The organism is Streptomyces sp. NBC_01317, from assembly GCF_035961655.1.
GTDB lineage: Bacteria > Actinomycetota > Actinomycetes > Streptomycetales > Streptomycetaceae > Streptomyces.
On the sequence record NZ_CP108393.1, the window covers coordinates 4,033,829 to 4,050,865 of the forward strand.

Below are 17,037 nucleotides of genomic sequence, written 5' to 3' on the forward strand. Positions count from 1 at the left end.
CCCTGCGCACGGAACGCAGGGCAGCGGGCTGGGCGGGGGCCGGGCCGGGGCTTCGTGTGTCGGCCGCTGACGCGGTCAGGCCAGCCAGCGGTGGTCCCGCACGACCGGGAGGTTCTGCCACACCCGGCCGAACCCCCATGTACGGCCCGCCGCGGCGACAGCCAGGGCGATCATGACGACGGCGTACACGAGGTGGTAGTCGACGACCGGGTTGGAGGACATGCTCGGCGCGCCGTCGGACAGGGTCTTGGCGGGGGGCCATTCGGCCGCCCACATCAGCGCCATCATCACCGTGCCGGCGCCGGCGGTGAGGCGCAGGGCGATGCCGCTGGTGAGCGCGAGGCCGATGCCCAGGAGCCCGAGCATGAAGAACCAGTCGGCCCAGGTCGCGCCGGCCCAGGAGTGGAACGTCGACTCCAGCGGTCCTGCGGCGACGCCGCTCAGGAAGCCCTTCGTCGGTGAACCGCCGTTGATCCAGGCGCCCTTGGCCGGAGTGGCGTACCCCCAGCCGAACACCTTGTCGAAGAAGGCCCAGAGGAAGACGAACCCGAGCAGGACCCGTGCGGTAGCGGCGATCCGGGCGAGCGTTCCCCCGGCGGCCAGGGGTTGGGCGGTGCCGTCCGTGAGGGTGGTGTCCGGGGTCCCCTTCAGCGAGGGGAGGTGGAATCCGGTGTGACGGGAGCTCTGGTGAACGGCCATGTCTGTCATCCCTTTCAGGGGCTGGCGACGGGGTCGACCGGGGCCGTGTGCGAAGGTCCGCCCGGTCGTGCACCGGTGTGGTGTGTTTCCGGTCGTGCTCCGGTGTGTGTCCTCACCCTCCCGCGCCGGACCGTGGCGGCGCTGCGGCCCGTCGGGCCCTCCCCGCAGGGCCGAACGGCACTGCCGCGAAGGCTGGTCGGTCCCGTGGGGGCCGATCGGCCCCCCTGCGTAGCCGCACCGGCCCTGGGGGAACCCGGTCGCCCGCCGGATCCTGGAACGCGAGGGCGCCCGGGAGCCGCGTGCCCTACGCGACCGCGACCCGTTGACCGGTGACCGGTGACCCATAACCCGCGACCCGCGACCGTCCCGCAGTGTCCGCCCGGTGGGGAACGGAGGAATCCCGATGACCGGAGCCGGCGTGTTCCCGGTGCGGCGTCCGATACGGGTGTTCCTCGTCGACGGCCACGAGGCGGTCCGTCAGGGGCTCGGTGAACTGGTCGACGCCGAACCGGACATGGTGACGGTCGGCACGGCGGACTCCGTCGAACAGGCCTTGGTACGGGGTCCCGTCGCGCGTCCCGACGTGGCGGTGGTGGGCGTCCGCCTGCCCGGCGACATCCTCGTGTGCCGCGATCTGCGCTCCGCGATGCCCGCGCTCACGCTCCTGACCCTCGCGTCGTTCGACGACAGCACCGCGCACCTGCACGCGGTCCTGGCCGGCGCGTCCGGCACCGTACTCCGGCAGATCAAGGGGACCCGACTCGCCCTCGGGATAAGGGCGGTGGCCGGGCAGGAGCCGATGCCGGGTCCGGCGACCGTCGCCCTTCTGCTGGACCGGTTGTCCGCCGAGGCAGGAAGAGGGCCAGGAGGACAGGGACGGCAAGGACGGGGACACCGTACGGAAGGCCTCTCGGCCCGGGAGCGCCACCTTCTGGTCCTGATCGGGGAGGGGCTCACCGACCGGCAGATCGGCCGCCGCCTGTCCCTCGCGGAGGAGACCGTGCGGCGCCGGATCGTACGGCTGCTGACCAGCGGCGGACTGCACCGGCACGGGCTGCCGCCGACCGGGCGGCACTTCGCCCTCCCCCCGGCCGGACCGTCCTTCACGGACACGCCCCCGACCCCCGACAGGGGCGGCCGAGCCATGTCTCCGGGCCCAGGCGAAGGCGGCCGGACCACGCCCCCGGGCCCCGACAGAGACGGCCGGCCCCTCAGCCCGCCGTCGCCCCGTCCTCCCGCAGCGGCACCCGCCACACCAGCCGGGCGCCCCCCGCCGACGGAGTCTCGTGGGTGAAGGTGCCGCCCAGCTCCTCCGCCCGCCGCGCGATGTTCTTCAGTCCGCTGCGCGCCGCCCCCGGCGCGATGCCGGTCCCGTTGTCCGCCACGCTCAGCGTCAACCGGCCCTCCCCCACCGCGACATGCACGTCCACCGTGCGCGCCGCCGCGTGGCGCGCGGTGTTGCTGAGTGCCTCCACCAGCACCGCGATCAGGTGGTCGGCGACGTGGTGCGGGACCTCGGTGTCGACCAGGCCCTCGACACGTACCGCCGGGCTGAACCCCAGCGCGGCGGCCGCCCCCTCGACCGCCGCCGCCACCCGGCCGCGTACGCCGTCGTCCGGGCGGCCCGCCTCGTGGACCCGCAGGCCGAAGATGGTCGACCGGATGATCTTGATGGTGTCGTCGAGGTCGTTCACCGCGCGCTCGATACGCTCCGCCGCCCCCGGGTGCTGGTCGAACTTCTGCGCGCTCTGCAAGGTCATACCGGTGGCGAACAGCCGCTGGATGGCCAGGTCGTGCAGGTCGCGGGCGATACGGTCGCGGTCCTCCAGCAGGGCGATCTGCTCGGCGTCGCTGCGGCGTTCGGCCAGTTCCATGGCGAGCGCGGCCTGTCCCGCGAAGCCGAGCAGCGGTGCGGACTGCGTGGCCGCGAAGGGCTCGCGCCCCGCGGTACGGGCCAGCAGCAGCACCCCGCGCACCCGGTCCCCGGTACCCAGCGGCACCGCCACGGCCGGTCCCAGGCCCGCCCAACGGGACTTGTGGCCCTCGACCCGCTCGTCCACCGCGATGTTCGTACTGACCACGGGCTCCGCACCGGTGAACGCCGCGCTGATGAAACCGTCCTGGCCTCCCGCCGGGGGTCCGCGGTAGGCCTCGGCGTGCTGCCCCACCACCAGGGCGGTCCGCAGGTCCCCGGTGCCCGGCAGCGGCACGGCGACCACGCCGAGGTCCGCGGAGAGTATCTGTCCGGCCCGCTCGACGATCAGCTCCAGCACCTGGGCGCGCGGGGCCCCGGAGAGGAGGCTCTTGGTGACCTCGGCGCTGGCCGTCAGCCACTGTTCCCGGTTGCGGCCCTCCTCGTACAGGCGCGCGTTCTCGATCGCCACACCGGCCGCGACCGCCAGGGTCGACAGGACCGACTCGTCCTCCGCGTCGAACGCGCGGGCGCTGCGCTTCTCCGTCAGGTACAGATTCCCGAACACCTCGTCCCGTACGCGGATGGGGACGCCGAGGAACGAGTGCATCGGCGGGTGGTTGGCGGGAAAGCCGTAGGACGACTCGTGGTCGCCCAACTCGGCCAGGCGCAACGGGTGCGGGTGGCGGATCAGCTCGCCGAGCAGGCCGTGGCCGCTGGGCAACTCACCTATCCGCGACCGCAGTTCGCCGTCGATGCCCACCGTGATGAACTCCGACAACCGCTGCTCGCCGCCGATCACCCCGAGGGCGCCGTACTCCGCGTCGACGAGGACCACCGCGGCTTCGACTATGCCGCGCAGCACTTGGGGCAGGTCGAGCTCGCGGCCGACCGAGAGGACCGCTTCGAGGAGGTGGTGCACCCGGTCGCGTGTGCCGCGTACGGCTTCTATCCGGACCTGGAGTTCGTCCAGCAGTTCGTCCAGGCGCAGCCGGGGGAGCCCGTCACCTGTCGCGCCTTCCCTGCTTGTCCGCACGGTTCCTCCGGTCGCCGGGCGGGTACGGGCCGCTGCGGACGGTACGACCGCGTGGACCGTACGACCGCGTGGGTGGTACTGGTCACGTGGACTGTACGGGCGACGGGGCCGCCCGCACCTGCCCGGCGGCCATCGGACCCGTACCAGAACCGGCGGCGCTCTTCGCGGAGCCCGGCCCGGCATCCCTGATTCACGCAGCGGTCGTCCGCGTGTGGGGAGCGATGGAGGGAATGAGGCATTTAGGCTGATCTGATGCGACTCGCTCCCTGGTGGGCCTTGCTCTCGTCCGGGTCCGCTCCTCTCCTGCTGGTCGGTGGGTGGGCGACCGCGGAGGTGTTGCAGGGCCCCGGCTACGACCCCGTCACCCAGACGATCAGCATCCTGGCGGCCTACGGCGCGCCCGGCTACTGGGTGATGAACGCCATGCTGGTCACCCTCGGCACCTGCTACCTGGCCACCGCCCGCGGGCTCAAGGCCGCGAGGCTCCCCGGGCGGCTGGCGCTCGCGGGCGGTGGCGTGGCGGCGATCGCGCTGACGGTCTTCCCGGCGCCGGTGCGCGGGGGCAACTTCGGCCACGGGACGGTGGTCACCATCGGATTCGCGCTCATGGCGGCGTGGCCGGTACTGGCGGCCCATCGCTCCAGAACGGGACCGTGGGCGCTCCAGTTCCCGGCGTCGATCGTGGCGAGCGCGCTGATGGTTCTCGGGGCGGCGTGGTTCCTGGTCGAGTTGCAGAGCGGCGGGGCGGCCGGCGTCGCCGAACGCGTCCTGACCGCGGCCCAGGCCCTGTGGCCGCTGCTTGTGGTGACGTCCTGCCTGCACTACCCCGCGCGCGAAAGAAGCGAAAGCCGCGAAACGGCGTGATCCACCGGGGCCGGGGCCTGCGGCCTACGGCTGATCAGGGACGTCCTCCCGACTGCCCGCCCCACGGTCCGCCCCACCAGCCGCCCCACCGGTTACTGGACCGCCCGCCCCACTACCCCCCACCAACGGCAGCAGCAGATTCACCACCCGCAGGTCGGCCCCCGGGTGGTACGCCAGCGCCAGCGGGACCGTCGGTACGGGCGCGCTCAGGTGGCGCAGCCGTACGCCGGGAAGCCGCAGCGCGTGCGCGCGCCCCGCGGGAACGGCCGAGATCCCGTGCGCCGCGGCCACCGCGAGCAGGAGCTGCTCGTCGTCGGGTTCCTCCCGGACGATACGGGGTCCGCCCGGCCAGACTTGACGGGTGATCAGGTCGTACATGCCGGGCCCGTTCTCCCGGGGGAAGAGGATCACCGGTTCGTCGGCGATCTGCTCGCGGGTGATCCTGGTACGTAACCCGGCGAGCGGGTGCCCGGCCGGCAGCGCCAGCAGGAGTTCCTCCTCGGACAGTACGAGGTAGCGCAGCTCGGGGGCCTCGTCGAGGGGCGGCCGTACGAAGGCGGCGTCCAGCCGGCCCGCGCGCAGTTCCGCGACGTTGTGGGCGGTCCAGCCGGTCTGGACGCTCAGCTCGATGTCCCCGTACCGGCTGCGGAACTCACTGACCAGCGCGTCGACCACCCCGCCGCGCGCCGAACGGGTGTACGCGAGCCGCAGCCGTCCGGCGCGGCCGTGCACCGCGGCCTGGATGCGCCGCTCGGCGGCCTCGGCCTGCCGCAGGAGGCGGCCCGCCTCCTCGGCGACCACCACACCCACCGGCGTCAGGGAGCACCCCTTGGACTCACGGACCACCAGCCGGGCACCGACCTGCCGCTCCAGTGCCTGGATCTGCTGGCTCAGGGCGGGCTGGGCGATGTGGAGCCGCCGGGCGGCCCGGGTGAAGTTCAACTCCTCCGCCAGCACGGCGAAATAGCCCAGTCGTCGCAGGTCCATGAGGCGATGGTAGGGGCCGCCCCCGGCCCCCATCCAAGACACGTTTCGGGCCGGCCCATAAGCGGTCCGTATCGCGATAGGCACCCCGTATCGCCGCCGCGAGAAAGCGTCTTGGACACCGTCCGGCCCTGCCTGGCCTCCTGGAAGAACGCTCCGGAGGCCAGACGGGCCGAGCCGGAAATAAGCAGTCGGGAGGGACCGGACCATGAAACCGGAGAAGTCCGTGAAACCGGAGAGGTCCACGAAGGCGGACGTCGTGGTGGTCGGGGGCGGGATCATCGGCCTCACCACGGCGATACGGCTGCTCGAACTCGGTGCGAGCGTGCTGGTGGTGACCGACGAGGCACTTCCGGCCAGGACGTCGTCGGTGGCCGCCGCGGTCTGGTACCCGACGGGTGTACGAGCCGACCACGAGACCACCGTACGGGCGTCGGACACCTACGCCGAACTCGCCCGCCAGGCCGCCGACGGGGTACCCGGGGTCACGCTCGGCCCCTGCCGGATGTACACCTCAGCACATGACACGGCACTTCCCTGGTGGGCGACGGCCGTCCCCGGCCTGCGCCCTCTCCGTACGAACGAGGCGAACGGCCCCTGGACGGAGGGCTGGTCCTTCGACGCGCCGACGGTGGACATGCCGGTCTACCTGGACTGGCTGGTAACCCGCTTCCTGACGGCGGGCGGACTGCTCCACCACCGCAGACTCAACCACCTTTCCGAGGCGGCCGTTTGGTCACCCTTGATAGTCAACGCGGCGGGCCTGGGGGCGGGGTCCCTCTGCGGCGACCCCACCATGACTCCGATACGGGGCCAACTGGTCCTGGTGTCCAACCCGGGACTGCGCACGTCCCTACGCGTGCAGGACCACCCGGAGGGCTACACCTACATACATCCACGCCGTACGGACGTCGTGCTGGGAGGCACGTTCGACGTGAACCGCTGGGACCTCTTCCCCGACCCCGCCACGGCATCGGCGATCCTGGCCCGCTGCACGGCCCTCGAACCCCGCCTGGCGGACGCCCCCGTCCTGTCCCACCCGGTCGGCCTACGCCCCCACCGCCCCTCCGGCCCCCGCCTGGAACACGACCCCCACCTCCTCCCCACCACCCCCGTGATCCACAACTACGGCCACGGCGGCTCAGGAGTCACCCTGTCCTGGGGCTGCGCCAACGAGGCGGCCCGCCTCGCGGCAACAGCGTGACGCGTGGGGGCGGACGTCACCGTCCCTCGGAGCGAGTCCGCTTGCTCGCGATCTCCGGGTCCGCACCGTTGACGGCGGCTTGATGACCGGTGCCATCGCTTCGGCCGCATTGTCCGTACGGAAGTCATGGCGGGGCATGGTCGTGACCCCTTGCTCTCTCCGAGTCGCCCGTATGCCGCACCGTCACTCCGCTACCGGGAGTGGTCCGCCACAGCTGTCCCGATGAGCTCGGCCGCCTCGACATCGCCGATCCGAACGTAACCTGCGCCCTTTACTTCCTCTTCCGTGGCTGGGAGCAGATCCGTCGGCTCCCAGCGCAGCTCCTCGCTGAAGACCTCATCGTGCTGTTCGTCCCGCCACTTACGCCGCCTCAGGAGGGGCCACGGCCCCTCACCCCCGGAGTAGAAGGAGATCCGTCCCTTGGCGTCCAAGGCGTCGAGAACAGTCTCATTGAGCGCGTTGAACGGAGGGGTGTGGAGATTGTCTTCCAAACGTCCGGGACGGAACGACACCCCGGTCAGATCGATTCCGCCGCCATTGTCCTGCACGAACTCCCCGCCCCTCTCGTAGAAGAGGACCAACGGCTCGTAGAGATCAGGGAGGGCAGGAAGCATGGCCGGTTTCTGTGCTTGGAGTTCCGCCATCCGTACGGCACCCGCTGACGTGCTCTGAAGGAATTCTCCGGGAACGGTAAGAAGCAATTCGTCCAGCTGCGCGGACAGTCCCGGGGAAAGCTGGAAGCCAGGGTCCACATATTGCGTGGCATCGAAGAAGGGCCACGCAGTCTCGACAGAGTAGGCCTTGGCCCAGAGCGCAGCCCGCCTCAGATACTCGCGCATCAAAACGCGGCGCGACATGACATGCCCGAACGCATTGTCCCAGTCGCCGATCCATTCCACCGCGCGAAGGCGATTCAACATGATGGACGCCAACCGATCGGTCACTTCAGCTCAATTCCCTTCGATCGCAGCTCCTGGAAGAGGGCTGCCATCACCTCATCAATGTTGGAGAGACCGGGAGCCAACTCGATCTTCGGGACGTCGAGGCCCAGACCTTCCCAATGAGAGAACCCGCCTCTACGCTCGCTTGTCGCGAGCTCGTGGGCACCCGCGTCAGCCCAATCATCGGGCCAGGAGTGAAAGAAACCTGACTCGTTCCCGATCCCGTTGTCGTAAGCCTCCCACAAATGCGGTTCGTCACGTAGGTACGGTATGCCCGCATCCATGAGCCGACTCTCCGCGTACTCGTGAGCAATGTACCGCTCGAACCTCACCGCCTCGTCAGGGGACAGGCTGCGCCGACCGGCCGCCTGCCAGATTTCCGCGATGTCGTTGCGGGGCGTGAAGTATCCCTGCCGTGCGACACCGGGAGCCTCGCCCAGCACGTGCTCGGTCAGGAAGAAGTGGGTTCGCACGCGGTCCAGTACGCCGACGTCGATACCGGTGTTCTCCGAGACACTTCTGATGTCCAGGGCTTCCGGGTTGGCCCGGATCTCATCGTAGAACCGAGCTGCGGCAGGATGTGTGGGATCGGGCTCTTCAATGTAGCGAGCACCGTCCGGCCGAGGCTCCGACGCTCCGGGAAGTAGGGAGTCGTCAATGCCGTTGACAGGTCCGTCAGGCAGTGACCCGTCCCCACCACCCGCCGGGTGGCCAGGGCCGGCGTCTCCGTGACCGTGCGCCCCGCTGTCACCGTGCCTGCCCGCCGGAGTGTCCGAGTGGGACGAACCGCCCGGTGTCGTGTCGTGGCCCGTGCCTGGCGGGCGCTCGGCGTGACCGCCGGTGGGTGGTTCGTGGCTGGCGGAGGGGCCGCGGGCCAAATCGTCGGCACGGCCGCCCGGGAGGTTGTTCGCGCCTCCGCCCGGGGTGTGGTCACCGGGGCGGACGGGAGCGTTGTCGCCCACGTTGTCCGCCACGCGGGCCGGGTCGGAGAGGTCCGAGCCGAGGCGGATCACGTCGTCGCCTGTGCGGGTGGCCGCGCCCACCAGGGCCGGTTCCCTGATCGGGGTGTCCACCCGTGGGGTGTCCGCGCCCGCCGTGGGAGGCTTTTCGGCCCGTGCGTCCTCGGCGCGGTGGAGGACGCTGCCGTCCTCCCTCAGGATGTTGCCCGCACGGTCAAGGAAGCTGGGCGGCCCCTCCACCGGGAGACGGACCGTGCCCGGGGGGAGGGCGGTGGTGCCCTCCGGGAGGCGGACCGTGCCGTCCGGGAGTTTCACCGCGCGCTCGGGAAGCGTCGTGCCCTCGGGGAGGTGGATCGTGCCGTCGGGCAGTTTCACGGCGCCTTCCGGCAGGGCTATCGTGCCCTCCGGGAAGGCCGGGAGGCTGACGTTGCCCAGGCCCTTGAGGCCCGCCATCACGTCGCCGATCTTCGACAGGCCAGCACCCGCGCCCTTGAAGACGTACGTCATCGGGTCGATCGCCCGGCTCACCTTGCCCGCCACGGACAGCACCTTCGCCGCCGCGCCCGCCTTGCCCGCGCCCGCCGCCGCACCACCCGCACCGCCGGTGAACACCGTCGTCACCACGTTGAAGGTCACCGCGCCGGCCGCCCGGGACGGGTTCTCGCTCCACTGGTCCCAGGCCAGCAGCGCCTTGCCCGTCTCCTTCATCGCCGTACGCGAATCACGCAGCCAGGACGGGAGTTTGTCCGCCGGCGCCGCCCAATAGGCCGCCCCCACACCGGGGATGGCGGTGATCAGCACGCCCGTCGCCAGCTTGCCCAGGCCCGTCCACGCCTGGCCCGCCGCGTCCCAGCCGCTGAAACCCACCAGCGTGCCCAGGCCCTTGATCGTGCCCCAGACGCCGTCGACGACAATGCCCTTGCCGAAGTCGTACGCGTGCTCCCACACCTGCCACCACGGCACCGACTCCGCCACCGCGTCCCCCCACGGCAGGCTCTTCGACTGCTTCAACGCCTCCGCGTCGTAGCCGTACATGCCCGGTTGGTTCGAGCCGTCGTTCACCTTCAGAGGCGTCCCGCAGAACAGCGCCACGATCTTCGCGTACGCCGCACGTTCCACCTCCTGGAACGCCGTCCACACCTCGGCGACCTCGTTGCGCCGGTCGAGGTTCTCCTCGATCAGGTCGCCGTCCTCACGCCACTTGTCGTCGTCCGCGACCTTCGCCCGGAAGGCGGTCGCCTCCGCCCGCAGCGCGTCCAGCTTGTCCTTGAGCGGTCGCGCGTCGTTCGCGTACGTCCCCAACGCGCCCGCGATCACACACAGGTCGGAGCTGAGCGAGAGCCCGATGTCCGCCACCGGCTTCGTCACCGCGAACAACTGCTCCGCCTCGGGCGCCTGGTAGAACGCCCGCAGCCCGCCGAAGCTCGCGTGCACGTCACTCGTGGCGGTGGAGATCTTCGGGCCGGCGCCCGAGATCGCCTTCACCTTCTCGTCCAGCAGCTCCAGATTCCCGGTGAAGACCGGAATCTCCGCCGGGTCGACCGGCGCGTCCCCACTCATGCCTGCCCCCCGGTCATGCCTGTCCCCCGGTCATTTGGGCCCCCCGGCCGCTTCCCTCAACGCCTCGAGCTGAACCGCCTTCGCCGCGTCCTGGGCGTGCTTCGCGGCCTCCAGGTCACCTTCGATGTACTCGTTGGTGGCCGTCGCCGCTCCCAGGACGGACGCCTCGATCCGCTCGGCCATCGCCTTGAAGTCCGGCTGGCGGCTGCCGAGATACTCGCCCAGCGCGGCGGCCACCGGACCCGTCGCCTTCGCCCGCAACGGCGCCTGGCCGACCGCCACCGGACCCTGCAACGGCGCACCGCTGTGCACCATGGAGCCCGGCACCGCCGTACCCGCCGCCTGCGCGGCCTCCGCCATGTCCGCCACCAGCGCGGTCAGTGCCTTCTCCAACTCGCCCGCGTGCGTGCCCACGGTCTTCAACTGACCCTGCACACCCTGCGGTTTGATGTCCCACGACGCCATGACGCACGCTCCCCCGTGAACCGGACCTCAACTCAACCCGGCAAAAAGACTCAGCCGATGTTGTCGACCGCCGACTTCGCCCGCGACAGCGTCTGCTGCGCGGTCCCGTCGTTCTTCTCCAGCGTCGTCTTCAGCAACTGGATGATGTTCTTGACCTCTTGGGACGCGCTGTTCCAGCGCAGCTCCTTGCCGTGGTAATCGTCCGCCACGCCGTCCGCCGTGAAGTCCGACATCGCCGCCTTCACCTGCGCGTCACGCGCCGCGATCACCGACTCCAACTGGCCGATCACCGACTGGAGGTTGCCCTGCGCCTCCGTGGACGCGCCCGTGTCGTACGAACGACGGTCACTGCCAGCAGCCATCACAATCACTCTCCCCGTGAGATGTGCTCCATGAGATGTGCTCAATCCGGTGAGGTACCGGCGTACGTACGCCCCTCAGCGGCCCGAGAAGCGCGCCGCGTCGAAGTTCGCCGCCGACATCTGCGACTGCGCGTTGTCGCCCTGCTCCTGGTCACCCGAGCCGAACGCCGTCTCCATCCCCGACTGACCGCCCAGGATCGCCGCCAGCGCGCCGTTCAGCGCCGCCGTGATCTCGTCCGAGCGCGACTTGAACGAGTCGAACGCCACCTTGCCCGCGCCGTTGAACTTCCCCTCCAACGGCTCCGCCGCCTGCACCAACTGCCTGATCAGGACGCCCAGATCCGTACTCGAACCCTGCGACTGCGACATCAGCGTCGACAGGACCTGCGTCCCCATGTCGAACTTCATCGGACTCCCCCCGGTCTTCCGAACGAATGCACGTCCCTCCATCCCTATCAACCCAGCCGTCACAAACGCAATCAGTTATCAGGTGACTGTGACCAACACATGACATGACACCGCTCACGCCCCCTCGGCGCCCTCAGGGCCCTTCAAGTGCCGCATCAGGCGCTCGAAATCCGCCCAGCCCGCCAGGTCGGAGGGGTCGCCGGGCATTGGGTAGTACAGCGCGGGACGGGCCTTCGGGCCCAGGGGTACGGGCGGTTCGGGCAGCGGCGTGTGCCGGGCGCGGTCGCCGGGCATCGTACGGACCTCCTCCGCGCCCAGCACGAACGCCACCGGGACACCCGGCCCTTCGAAGCGCGGAGGCACCCCCAGGTCCCGTCGTGCTTTGCGGAGTTGAACAAGCATGGACTGGAGGTGGTGGCGTGTGGCCAGCGTCTCCGCCGTCCGGCGCAGAGCGTCCAACGGCGGTTCCTCACCGTCCCCGTAGCCGAACGCCAGCCTGACGTCCTCCTCGACCCCGGCCTTCGTACGGCTGATCCGGACGGTCGCGAGTCCGGGCCGCTCCGGGGTGCCGACCACCACGGCCCACGTCGGCTCGGGTGACCGCCCGAAGGCGACCTCGGTCAAACGGGTCGGCGACCAGGGGAGGTTGGCGGGTTCCGCCGTGCCCCAGCCCGCCGGGGGCCCGCCGGTCAGCTCCCGCCACACCGACTCCAGCGCGCCCCCCAGGACGAGGCGGTCGTCCGCCGGACGCACCGCCCGGAAGGAGACGGCCAGTTGGCGCTCGCCCGTGTCCGCCACCTCCTTGAAGGCGGCGGCCACCGGCGTACGGGGGTCGTCCGGCGTCGCGTCCGCCGCCACGACCGTCGCGAACATCCCTTCCTGCCAGCGCAGTACGGCGCCCGAGAGGCCGTCGTAGTAGCCGTCCCGCTCGTCCTGTACGACCCACCGCGACGGCCAGCCGCCGAGGCTGTCGCGTACGGCCGGGGAGAGCGTGGTCCCCGCCGGGCTGACGATCTGGAGTCCCAACTCGGCCTGGGCGGTGGCCCGGAAGGCGTCGGACAGCCAGGCTGTCATGGCGACCACCGGACGGTCCTGGATGACGACGGCCACCTTGTCGGTCAGGACGTCGACCGCCGGCTGCGCGGCGGCCGGCGCGGGCGCGACGCTCACCCCGTCGGTCCTCACCACGGCCAGCGACCGCGCCGCCGCCCTCGGCCAGGCGGTGCCGCCGGCCAGCGAGGCCAGCCTCGCCGCGAAGGTCCCGGCGAGCTGTTCGGCCTCCGCCACCCCGGTGGTGGCGCGCGCCTCCGTCCACCAGAACGGGAGCGGCGGGGGTACGGCCCCGAGGAGCCGCTCGGCCTCGCCCGCGACCTGCACGAGCAGCGGCGCTTCGACGGAGACCAGCGGGCGGCCCCGCTCGTCACAGAGTTGTACGACGGCGCCGTCACGCTCCGTACCCACCAGCTTGTCGGGACCGCCGGACAGCAGGCCCGCCAGCACACTCAACGGATCGGGCATGCGGGGGGTCAGGGCGATGACGTCCTTGGTCATGGGGTCGTCCGTCCTTCGCGTTGTCGGTGAGGTGGGGGTCGCAGGGCTTCAGTCCGCCGGGGTCCGAGGGGGTCAGTCGGCAGCCCCGTACACCGTCTGGATCAGCCGGTTCGCCTGCCCCCTGCGGATGAACACCCCACGCCCGGCCGGCTGTTGCCGCGCGTACACGCCCGGGAACAGCTGCCCCTCGCTCCGGTCCCCCGCCATCAGCACCGCCGACGCCCCCGACTCCCGCAGCCCCTGCACCAACGGCTCGTACATCCCCCGCGACGCGCCCGCGACCCGGCGCGTCAGGACGAAGTGGAGCCCGATGTCGACCGCCGACGGGATGTACGGCAGGAACGCGGCGAGCGGCGACTGGCCCGCCGTGGTCAGCACGTCGTAGTCGTCGACGAGCACCACGATGCGGGGGCCGCTGCCCCAGCTGCCCGGCTCCAGGTCCTCCAGCCGCGCGCCGTCGTCCGGCAGCCGCTTGGCCAGTTCGGTGGCGATCCCGTGCGAAAGGCCCGTGCACATCTTGGTGTTGTACGCGTACCCGCCGTTGAACTCCTCCGGGATCGCGCCGCGCAGACTCCGCCGCGGGTCCATCACCGCGAAGACCAGGTCGTCCTCGCCGTACCGCTCGATGAGGCCGGCGGCGACGGTCTTCAGCAGGTTCGTCTTGCCGCACTCGCTGTCCCCCAGCACCAGCAGGTGCTGGTCGTGCCCGAACAGGTCGAGCAGGACGGGCGCGAGCGCCGCCTGGTCCAGCCCGATCGGCACGCGGCGCGGTTCGGCGACGGGACCCGGCAGGAGGTGCGGCTCCAGGACGTGCGGCAGGATCCGTACGGGCTGGGCGACGTCACCGCTCCACGTCGCCCGGACGGAACGGGCGGTGCGTTCCAGTACGGCGCCCAGGTCCGCGACGTCCGCCACTCCGTCCGTACGCGGCAGCGCGACCTGCGCGAACAGCTTGGCGTCCGTGAGGACCCGGCCCGGCTCGTCCGGCGACAGCGTCTCGGCGAGCTTGCGGTCGACGCTGGAGTCGGTCGGGTCGTTGAGGCGCAGCTCGACGCGCGTGCCGAAGTTCGACTGCGTGGCGATGCGGACGTCGTTCCAGCGCAGCATGCCCGCGACGACGTGGATGCCGTACCCGCCCCCGCGCTTGAGGATGTCCACGACGGCGTCGTCCAGGTCCTCGAAGTCGTCGCGCAGCGCGCCGAATCCGTCGATGACGAGCACGATCTCGGCGGAGGCGAGGCCGGGCAGCCGGCCCGCCGCGTGGAGGGTACGGAGCTGCTCGACGGAGTCGATGCCGTGCTCGCGGAAGAGGTCCTCGCGGGCGGCGAGCATGTTCCGTACCTCTTCGACCGTACGGGCCGCCCGCTCGCGGTCGGCGCGGCCCGCGATGCCGCCGACGTGCGGCAGTCCTGACAGCGCCTGGAGGCCACCGCCCACCAAGTCCAGGCCGTACACGCCGACTTCCTGGGGGGTGTGGGTCAGGGCGAGGGCGAGGACGAGGGTGCGCAGGAGGGTCGTCTTGCCGGACTGGGGGCCGCCGATGACGGCGGCGTGGCCGCCCGCGACCGTGAGGTCCAGGTACCACCGGCCCTGCCACTGCTTGGTCGGGTCGTCGAGGAGACCGAGGGGGATCCGGAGCGGGCTCCGGCCCCGGCTGTTTCTGCCCTTCGGACGGTCCACGTCCCCCTGCTCGTACGCCAGTTGCATCCCGCGCGGCCCCACGTCCAGCGGCCCCGCCACCTGGTCCAGCGTGAGCGCGTCCGGCAGGGGCGGCAGCCAGATGCGGCGCACCGGACCCGCCGCGTCGTTGAGCTGGCCGACGATGACGCCCATCTCGGTCGGCCCCGTCTCGCGCCGCCGCGCCGACGGCTCCTGCCTGCCCGAACCCTCGTTCGCCGCCAGGGTGTTGAACGCCTCGTACTCCAGCGCCAGCGGCCCCGTGTCCTCGTCCTCCGCGCGGCGCACCGGTCCGCGGTACGCGCCGGAGACGTAACTCGCCTTGAAGCGCTCGTAGTGGCTGGTGTCGACCTTGAGGTAGCCGAAGCCGGGCAGCGGCGGCAGGTGGAAGGCGTCCGTCGTGTCCAGGACCGTACGGGACTCGTCGGCGGAGAAGGTACGCAGGCCCAGGCGGTACGAGAGGTACGTGTCCAGGCCCTTGAGCCGGCCGCCCTCGATGCGCTGGCTGGAGAGCAGCAGATGCACCCCGATGGAACGGCCGATGCGGCCGATGGACAGGAACAGGTCGATGAAGTCGGGCTTGGCGGTGAGGAGTTCACCGAACTCGTCGATGACGACGAACAGGTGCGGCAGCGGCTCCAGTTCGGGCCGCCGCTCGGCGCGCAGCGCCGCGTAGTCCCCGATGTCGGCGATGTTCCCCGCGTCCTTGAGCACCTGCTGGCGGCGCTTGACCTCGCCCGCCAGCGAGGCGTGGACGCGCTCGACCAGGCCGGCCTGGTTCTCCAGGTTGGTGATGACCCCCGCGACGTGGGGCAGTTCGGCGAACGGGGCGAAGGTCGCACCGCCCTTGTAGTCGACCAGGACCAGGGCGAGATCCTCCGGCGGGTGCGTGGCGACCAGCGCGAGGACGAGCGTACGTAGGAGTTCCGACTTGCCGGAGCCGGTGGCGCCGACGCACAACCCGTGCGGGCCCATGCCCAGTTCGGAGGACTCCTTGAGGTCCAGGAGCACCGGCTCGTGGGAGTCGCTGACGCCGATCGGCACGCGCAGGAAGGCGCGTTCGCCTCGCGGCGCCCACAGGCGGGCGAGGTCGAGCCGCGCCACGTCGTCGATGCCGAGCAGGTCGGCGAAGTCGACGGGCCCGGCGAGGGGCGCGTCGACCAGCGACTCGGCGGACAGCCGCAGCGGCGCCAGCATCCGGGCCAGGCCTTCGGCGAACGGGACGCTGACCTCGTCCACCGTGCCGTGGGCGCTGACCGGTTCCTCGGCGCGGAGATCCTCGATGACCACCTGGTCGCCGTCCACGCTGATCCGTACACCGACGTGTCCCGGCTCCTGGATCCGCTGGTCGAGCAGGTGCAGGACGGTGACGCCCATCTCGCGCAGGCCGACGGCGTCGTCGGGCAGCGGCAGGTCGACGGCGTCCTCACCGTGCCCGTCGGTGACGACGAGCAGCCGGGACGTCATCGACAGGGCGTCCTTGCCGGACAGACCGCGGCGCACCTCGGCGGCGTACGAGGCCCGGCGGCGCAGCTCGGGGCCCAACTGGCGGGCGAGTTGGGGTGCGGAGGGGGCGATACGGCGGGCGGCGACGGGGCCGTCGAACTGCTCGGTGTCCAGCACGTGCGGCATCCACTTGGCCCACTCCCAGTCTGCGAGCCGGTCGCCGGGGGCGGCGATCGCGATCGCCACGTCGTCGGGGGCGTGCAGGGCGGCGGCCTGGACGAGCAGGGCGCGGGCGACGCGCAGGCAGTCCTCGCGGGGGCCGATCACACTCACGTTGCCGACGCGGTCGAGCGGTACGGTGAGCGGGAGTTCGGTGCCCGTGCGGAAGCGGGCCATCAGCGACGACGCCTCGTTGAGCATGAAGCGGTCGGGCGGGGTGAGGACCGAAGAACCCTGCTGGGCGACCTTCAGATCACGTACGGGCATCTCGCCGGTGCCGACGCGCACGCGCAGGAAGTCGCCGTCGACCCTGCGCCGTTCCCACAGGCGGGCCGGGCCGCGCACGATGTCGTACAGCGCGTGCGGCGGCGGGTTCAGGACGTCGGCGCGCTCGCGCCGTTCGCGTTCCTCGGCGGAGAGTTCCTCGCGCAGGTCCTCCAAGTAGGCCAGGTAGGCCTCGCGTTGGGTACGGCGGGTGCGCTGGGCCTTGCCGCGCTGCGAGAAGAGGAGCGCGACGGTACCGATGACGGTGACAACGAGGATGAGCGCGCCGAGCGCGGCGAACTGGCTGTTCCGTACGACCGTCATCATCACGACGGACGACATGACACCGGCGACGGGCAGCAGCGACATCGCGATGTTGCCCGCCTTGCCCTCGGGGAGGTTGGGCGGGGCCTCGATGACGCGCGCCTCGGAGGCGGCCGGGGGGCGGGTGGTCCTGGCGGGGCGGTGGATCAGTCGCGTGCTCAT

13 protein-coding genes are annotated in these 17,037 nt (G+C 71.3%); 3 read left to right on the forward strand and 10 right to left on the reverse strand.

Features of this window, described 5'->3' with window-relative positions; genetic code table 11:
- Positions 1-75: 75 nt before the first annotated feature.
- Entirely contained in the window at positions 76-699 is a 624-nt protein-coding gene (locus OG349_RS17170; protein WP_327235444.1) for a hypothetical protein, read from the reverse strand.
- A 403-nt stretch (positions 700-1,102) separates the two neighbouring features.
- Between OG349_RS17170 and OG349_RS17175 the strand changes: the two genes are divergently transcribed.
- A complete protein-coding gene (locus tag OG349_RS17175) occupies positions 1,103-1,993 on the forward strand; it encodes a response regulator transcription factor (RefSeq protein ID WP_327235445.1) in 891 nt (296 codons plus the stop codon).
- Here OG349_RS17175 and OG349_RS17180 read toward each other — a convergent pair.
- Positions 1,911-3,647: a sensor histidine kinase gene (locus OG349_RS17180; RefSeq protein WP_327235446.1), complete on the reverse strand. Its 1,737-nt coding sequence runs from the start codon at positions 3,645-3,647 to the stop codon at positions 1,911-1,913. The two genes, OG349_RS17175 and OG349_RS17180, sit on opposite strands and share 83 nt — an antisense overlap.
- 252 nt (positions 3,648-3,899) lie before the next feature.
- Between OG349_RS17180 and OG349_RS17185 the strand changes: the two genes are divergently transcribed.
- On the forward strand, positions 3,900-4,511 hold the full coding sequence (locus OG349_RS17185) for a DUF998 domain-containing protein (RefSeq protein ID WP_327235447.1): 612 nt from the start codon (positions 3,900-3,902) through the stop codon (positions 4,509-4,511).
- 24 nt (positions 4,512-4,535) lie between these two features.
- On the opposite strand, the gene OG349_RS17190 is transcribed toward OG349_RS17185, so the two are convergent.
- Complete coding sequence (locus OG349_RS17190) at positions 4,536-5,498, reverse strand: LysR family transcriptional regulator (RefSeq protein ID WP_327235448.1); 963 nt, start codon at positions 5,496-5,498, stop codon at positions 4,536-4,538.
- Positions 5,499-5,703: 205 nt separating this feature from the next.
- Here OG349_RS17190 and OG349_RS17195 point away from each other — a divergent pair, with 205 nt between their 5' ends.
- Positions 5,704-6,699 carry an FAD-dependent oxidoreductase gene (locus OG349_RS17195; protein WP_327235449.1) on the forward strand — a complete coding sequence of 332 codons (996 nt, stop codon included), beginning with the start codon at positions 5,704-5,706 and terminating at the stop codon, positions 6,697-6,699.
- 191 nt (positions 6,700-6,890) lie between these two features.
- Here OG349_RS17195 and OG349_RS17200 read toward each other — a convergent pair whose 3' ends face one another.
- The 7 genes from OG349_RS17200 to eccCa form a co-directional block, all read right to left on the reverse strand.
- On the reverse strand, positions 6,891-7,643 hold the full coding sequence (locus OG349_RS17200; RefSeq protein WP_327235450.1) for a hypothetical protein: 753 nt from the start codon (positions 7,641-7,643) through the stop codon (positions 6,891-6,893).
- Positions 7,640-10,159: a hypothetical protein gene (locus OG349_RS17205; protein ID WP_327235451.1), complete on the reverse strand. Its 2,520-nt coding sequence runs from the start codon at positions 10,157-10,159 to the stop codon at positions 7,640-7,642. The genes OG349_RS17200 and OG349_RS17205 overlap by 4 nt, the downstream gene beginning before the upstream one ends.
- Positions 10,160-10,189: 30 nt before the next feature.
- Entirely contained in the window at positions 10,190-10,624 is a 435-nt protein-coding gene (locus OG349_RS17210) for a DUF6507 family protein (RefSeq protein WP_327235452.1), read from the reverse strand.
- Between the two features lie 50 nt (positions 10,625-10,674).
- Entirely contained in the window at positions 10,675-10,986 is a 312-nt protein-coding gene (locus OG349_RS17215) for a pore-forming ESAT-6 family protein (protein WP_327235453.1), read from the reverse strand.
- Positions 10,987-11,061: 75 nt separating this feature from the next.
- Positions 11,062-11,394, reverse strand: coding sequence for a hypothetical protein (locus OG349_RS17220; RefSeq protein WP_161312739.1), 333 nt, complete (start codon positions 11,392-11,394; stop codon positions 11,062-11,064).
- Between the two features lie 114 nt (positions 11,395-11,508).
- Positions 11,509-12,945: a DUF6177 family protein gene (locus OG349_RS17225; protein ID WP_327235454.1), complete on the reverse strand. Its 1,437-nt coding sequence runs from the start codon at positions 12,943-12,945 to the stop codon at positions 11,509-11,511.
- A gap of 72 nt (positions 12,946-13,017) precedes the next feature.
- Positions 13,018-17,037: a type VII secretion protein EccCa gene (gene eccCa, locus OG349_RS17230; protein ID WP_327235455.1), complete on the reverse strand. Its 4,020-nt coding sequence runs from the start codon at positions 17,035-17,037 to the stop codon at positions 13,018-13,020.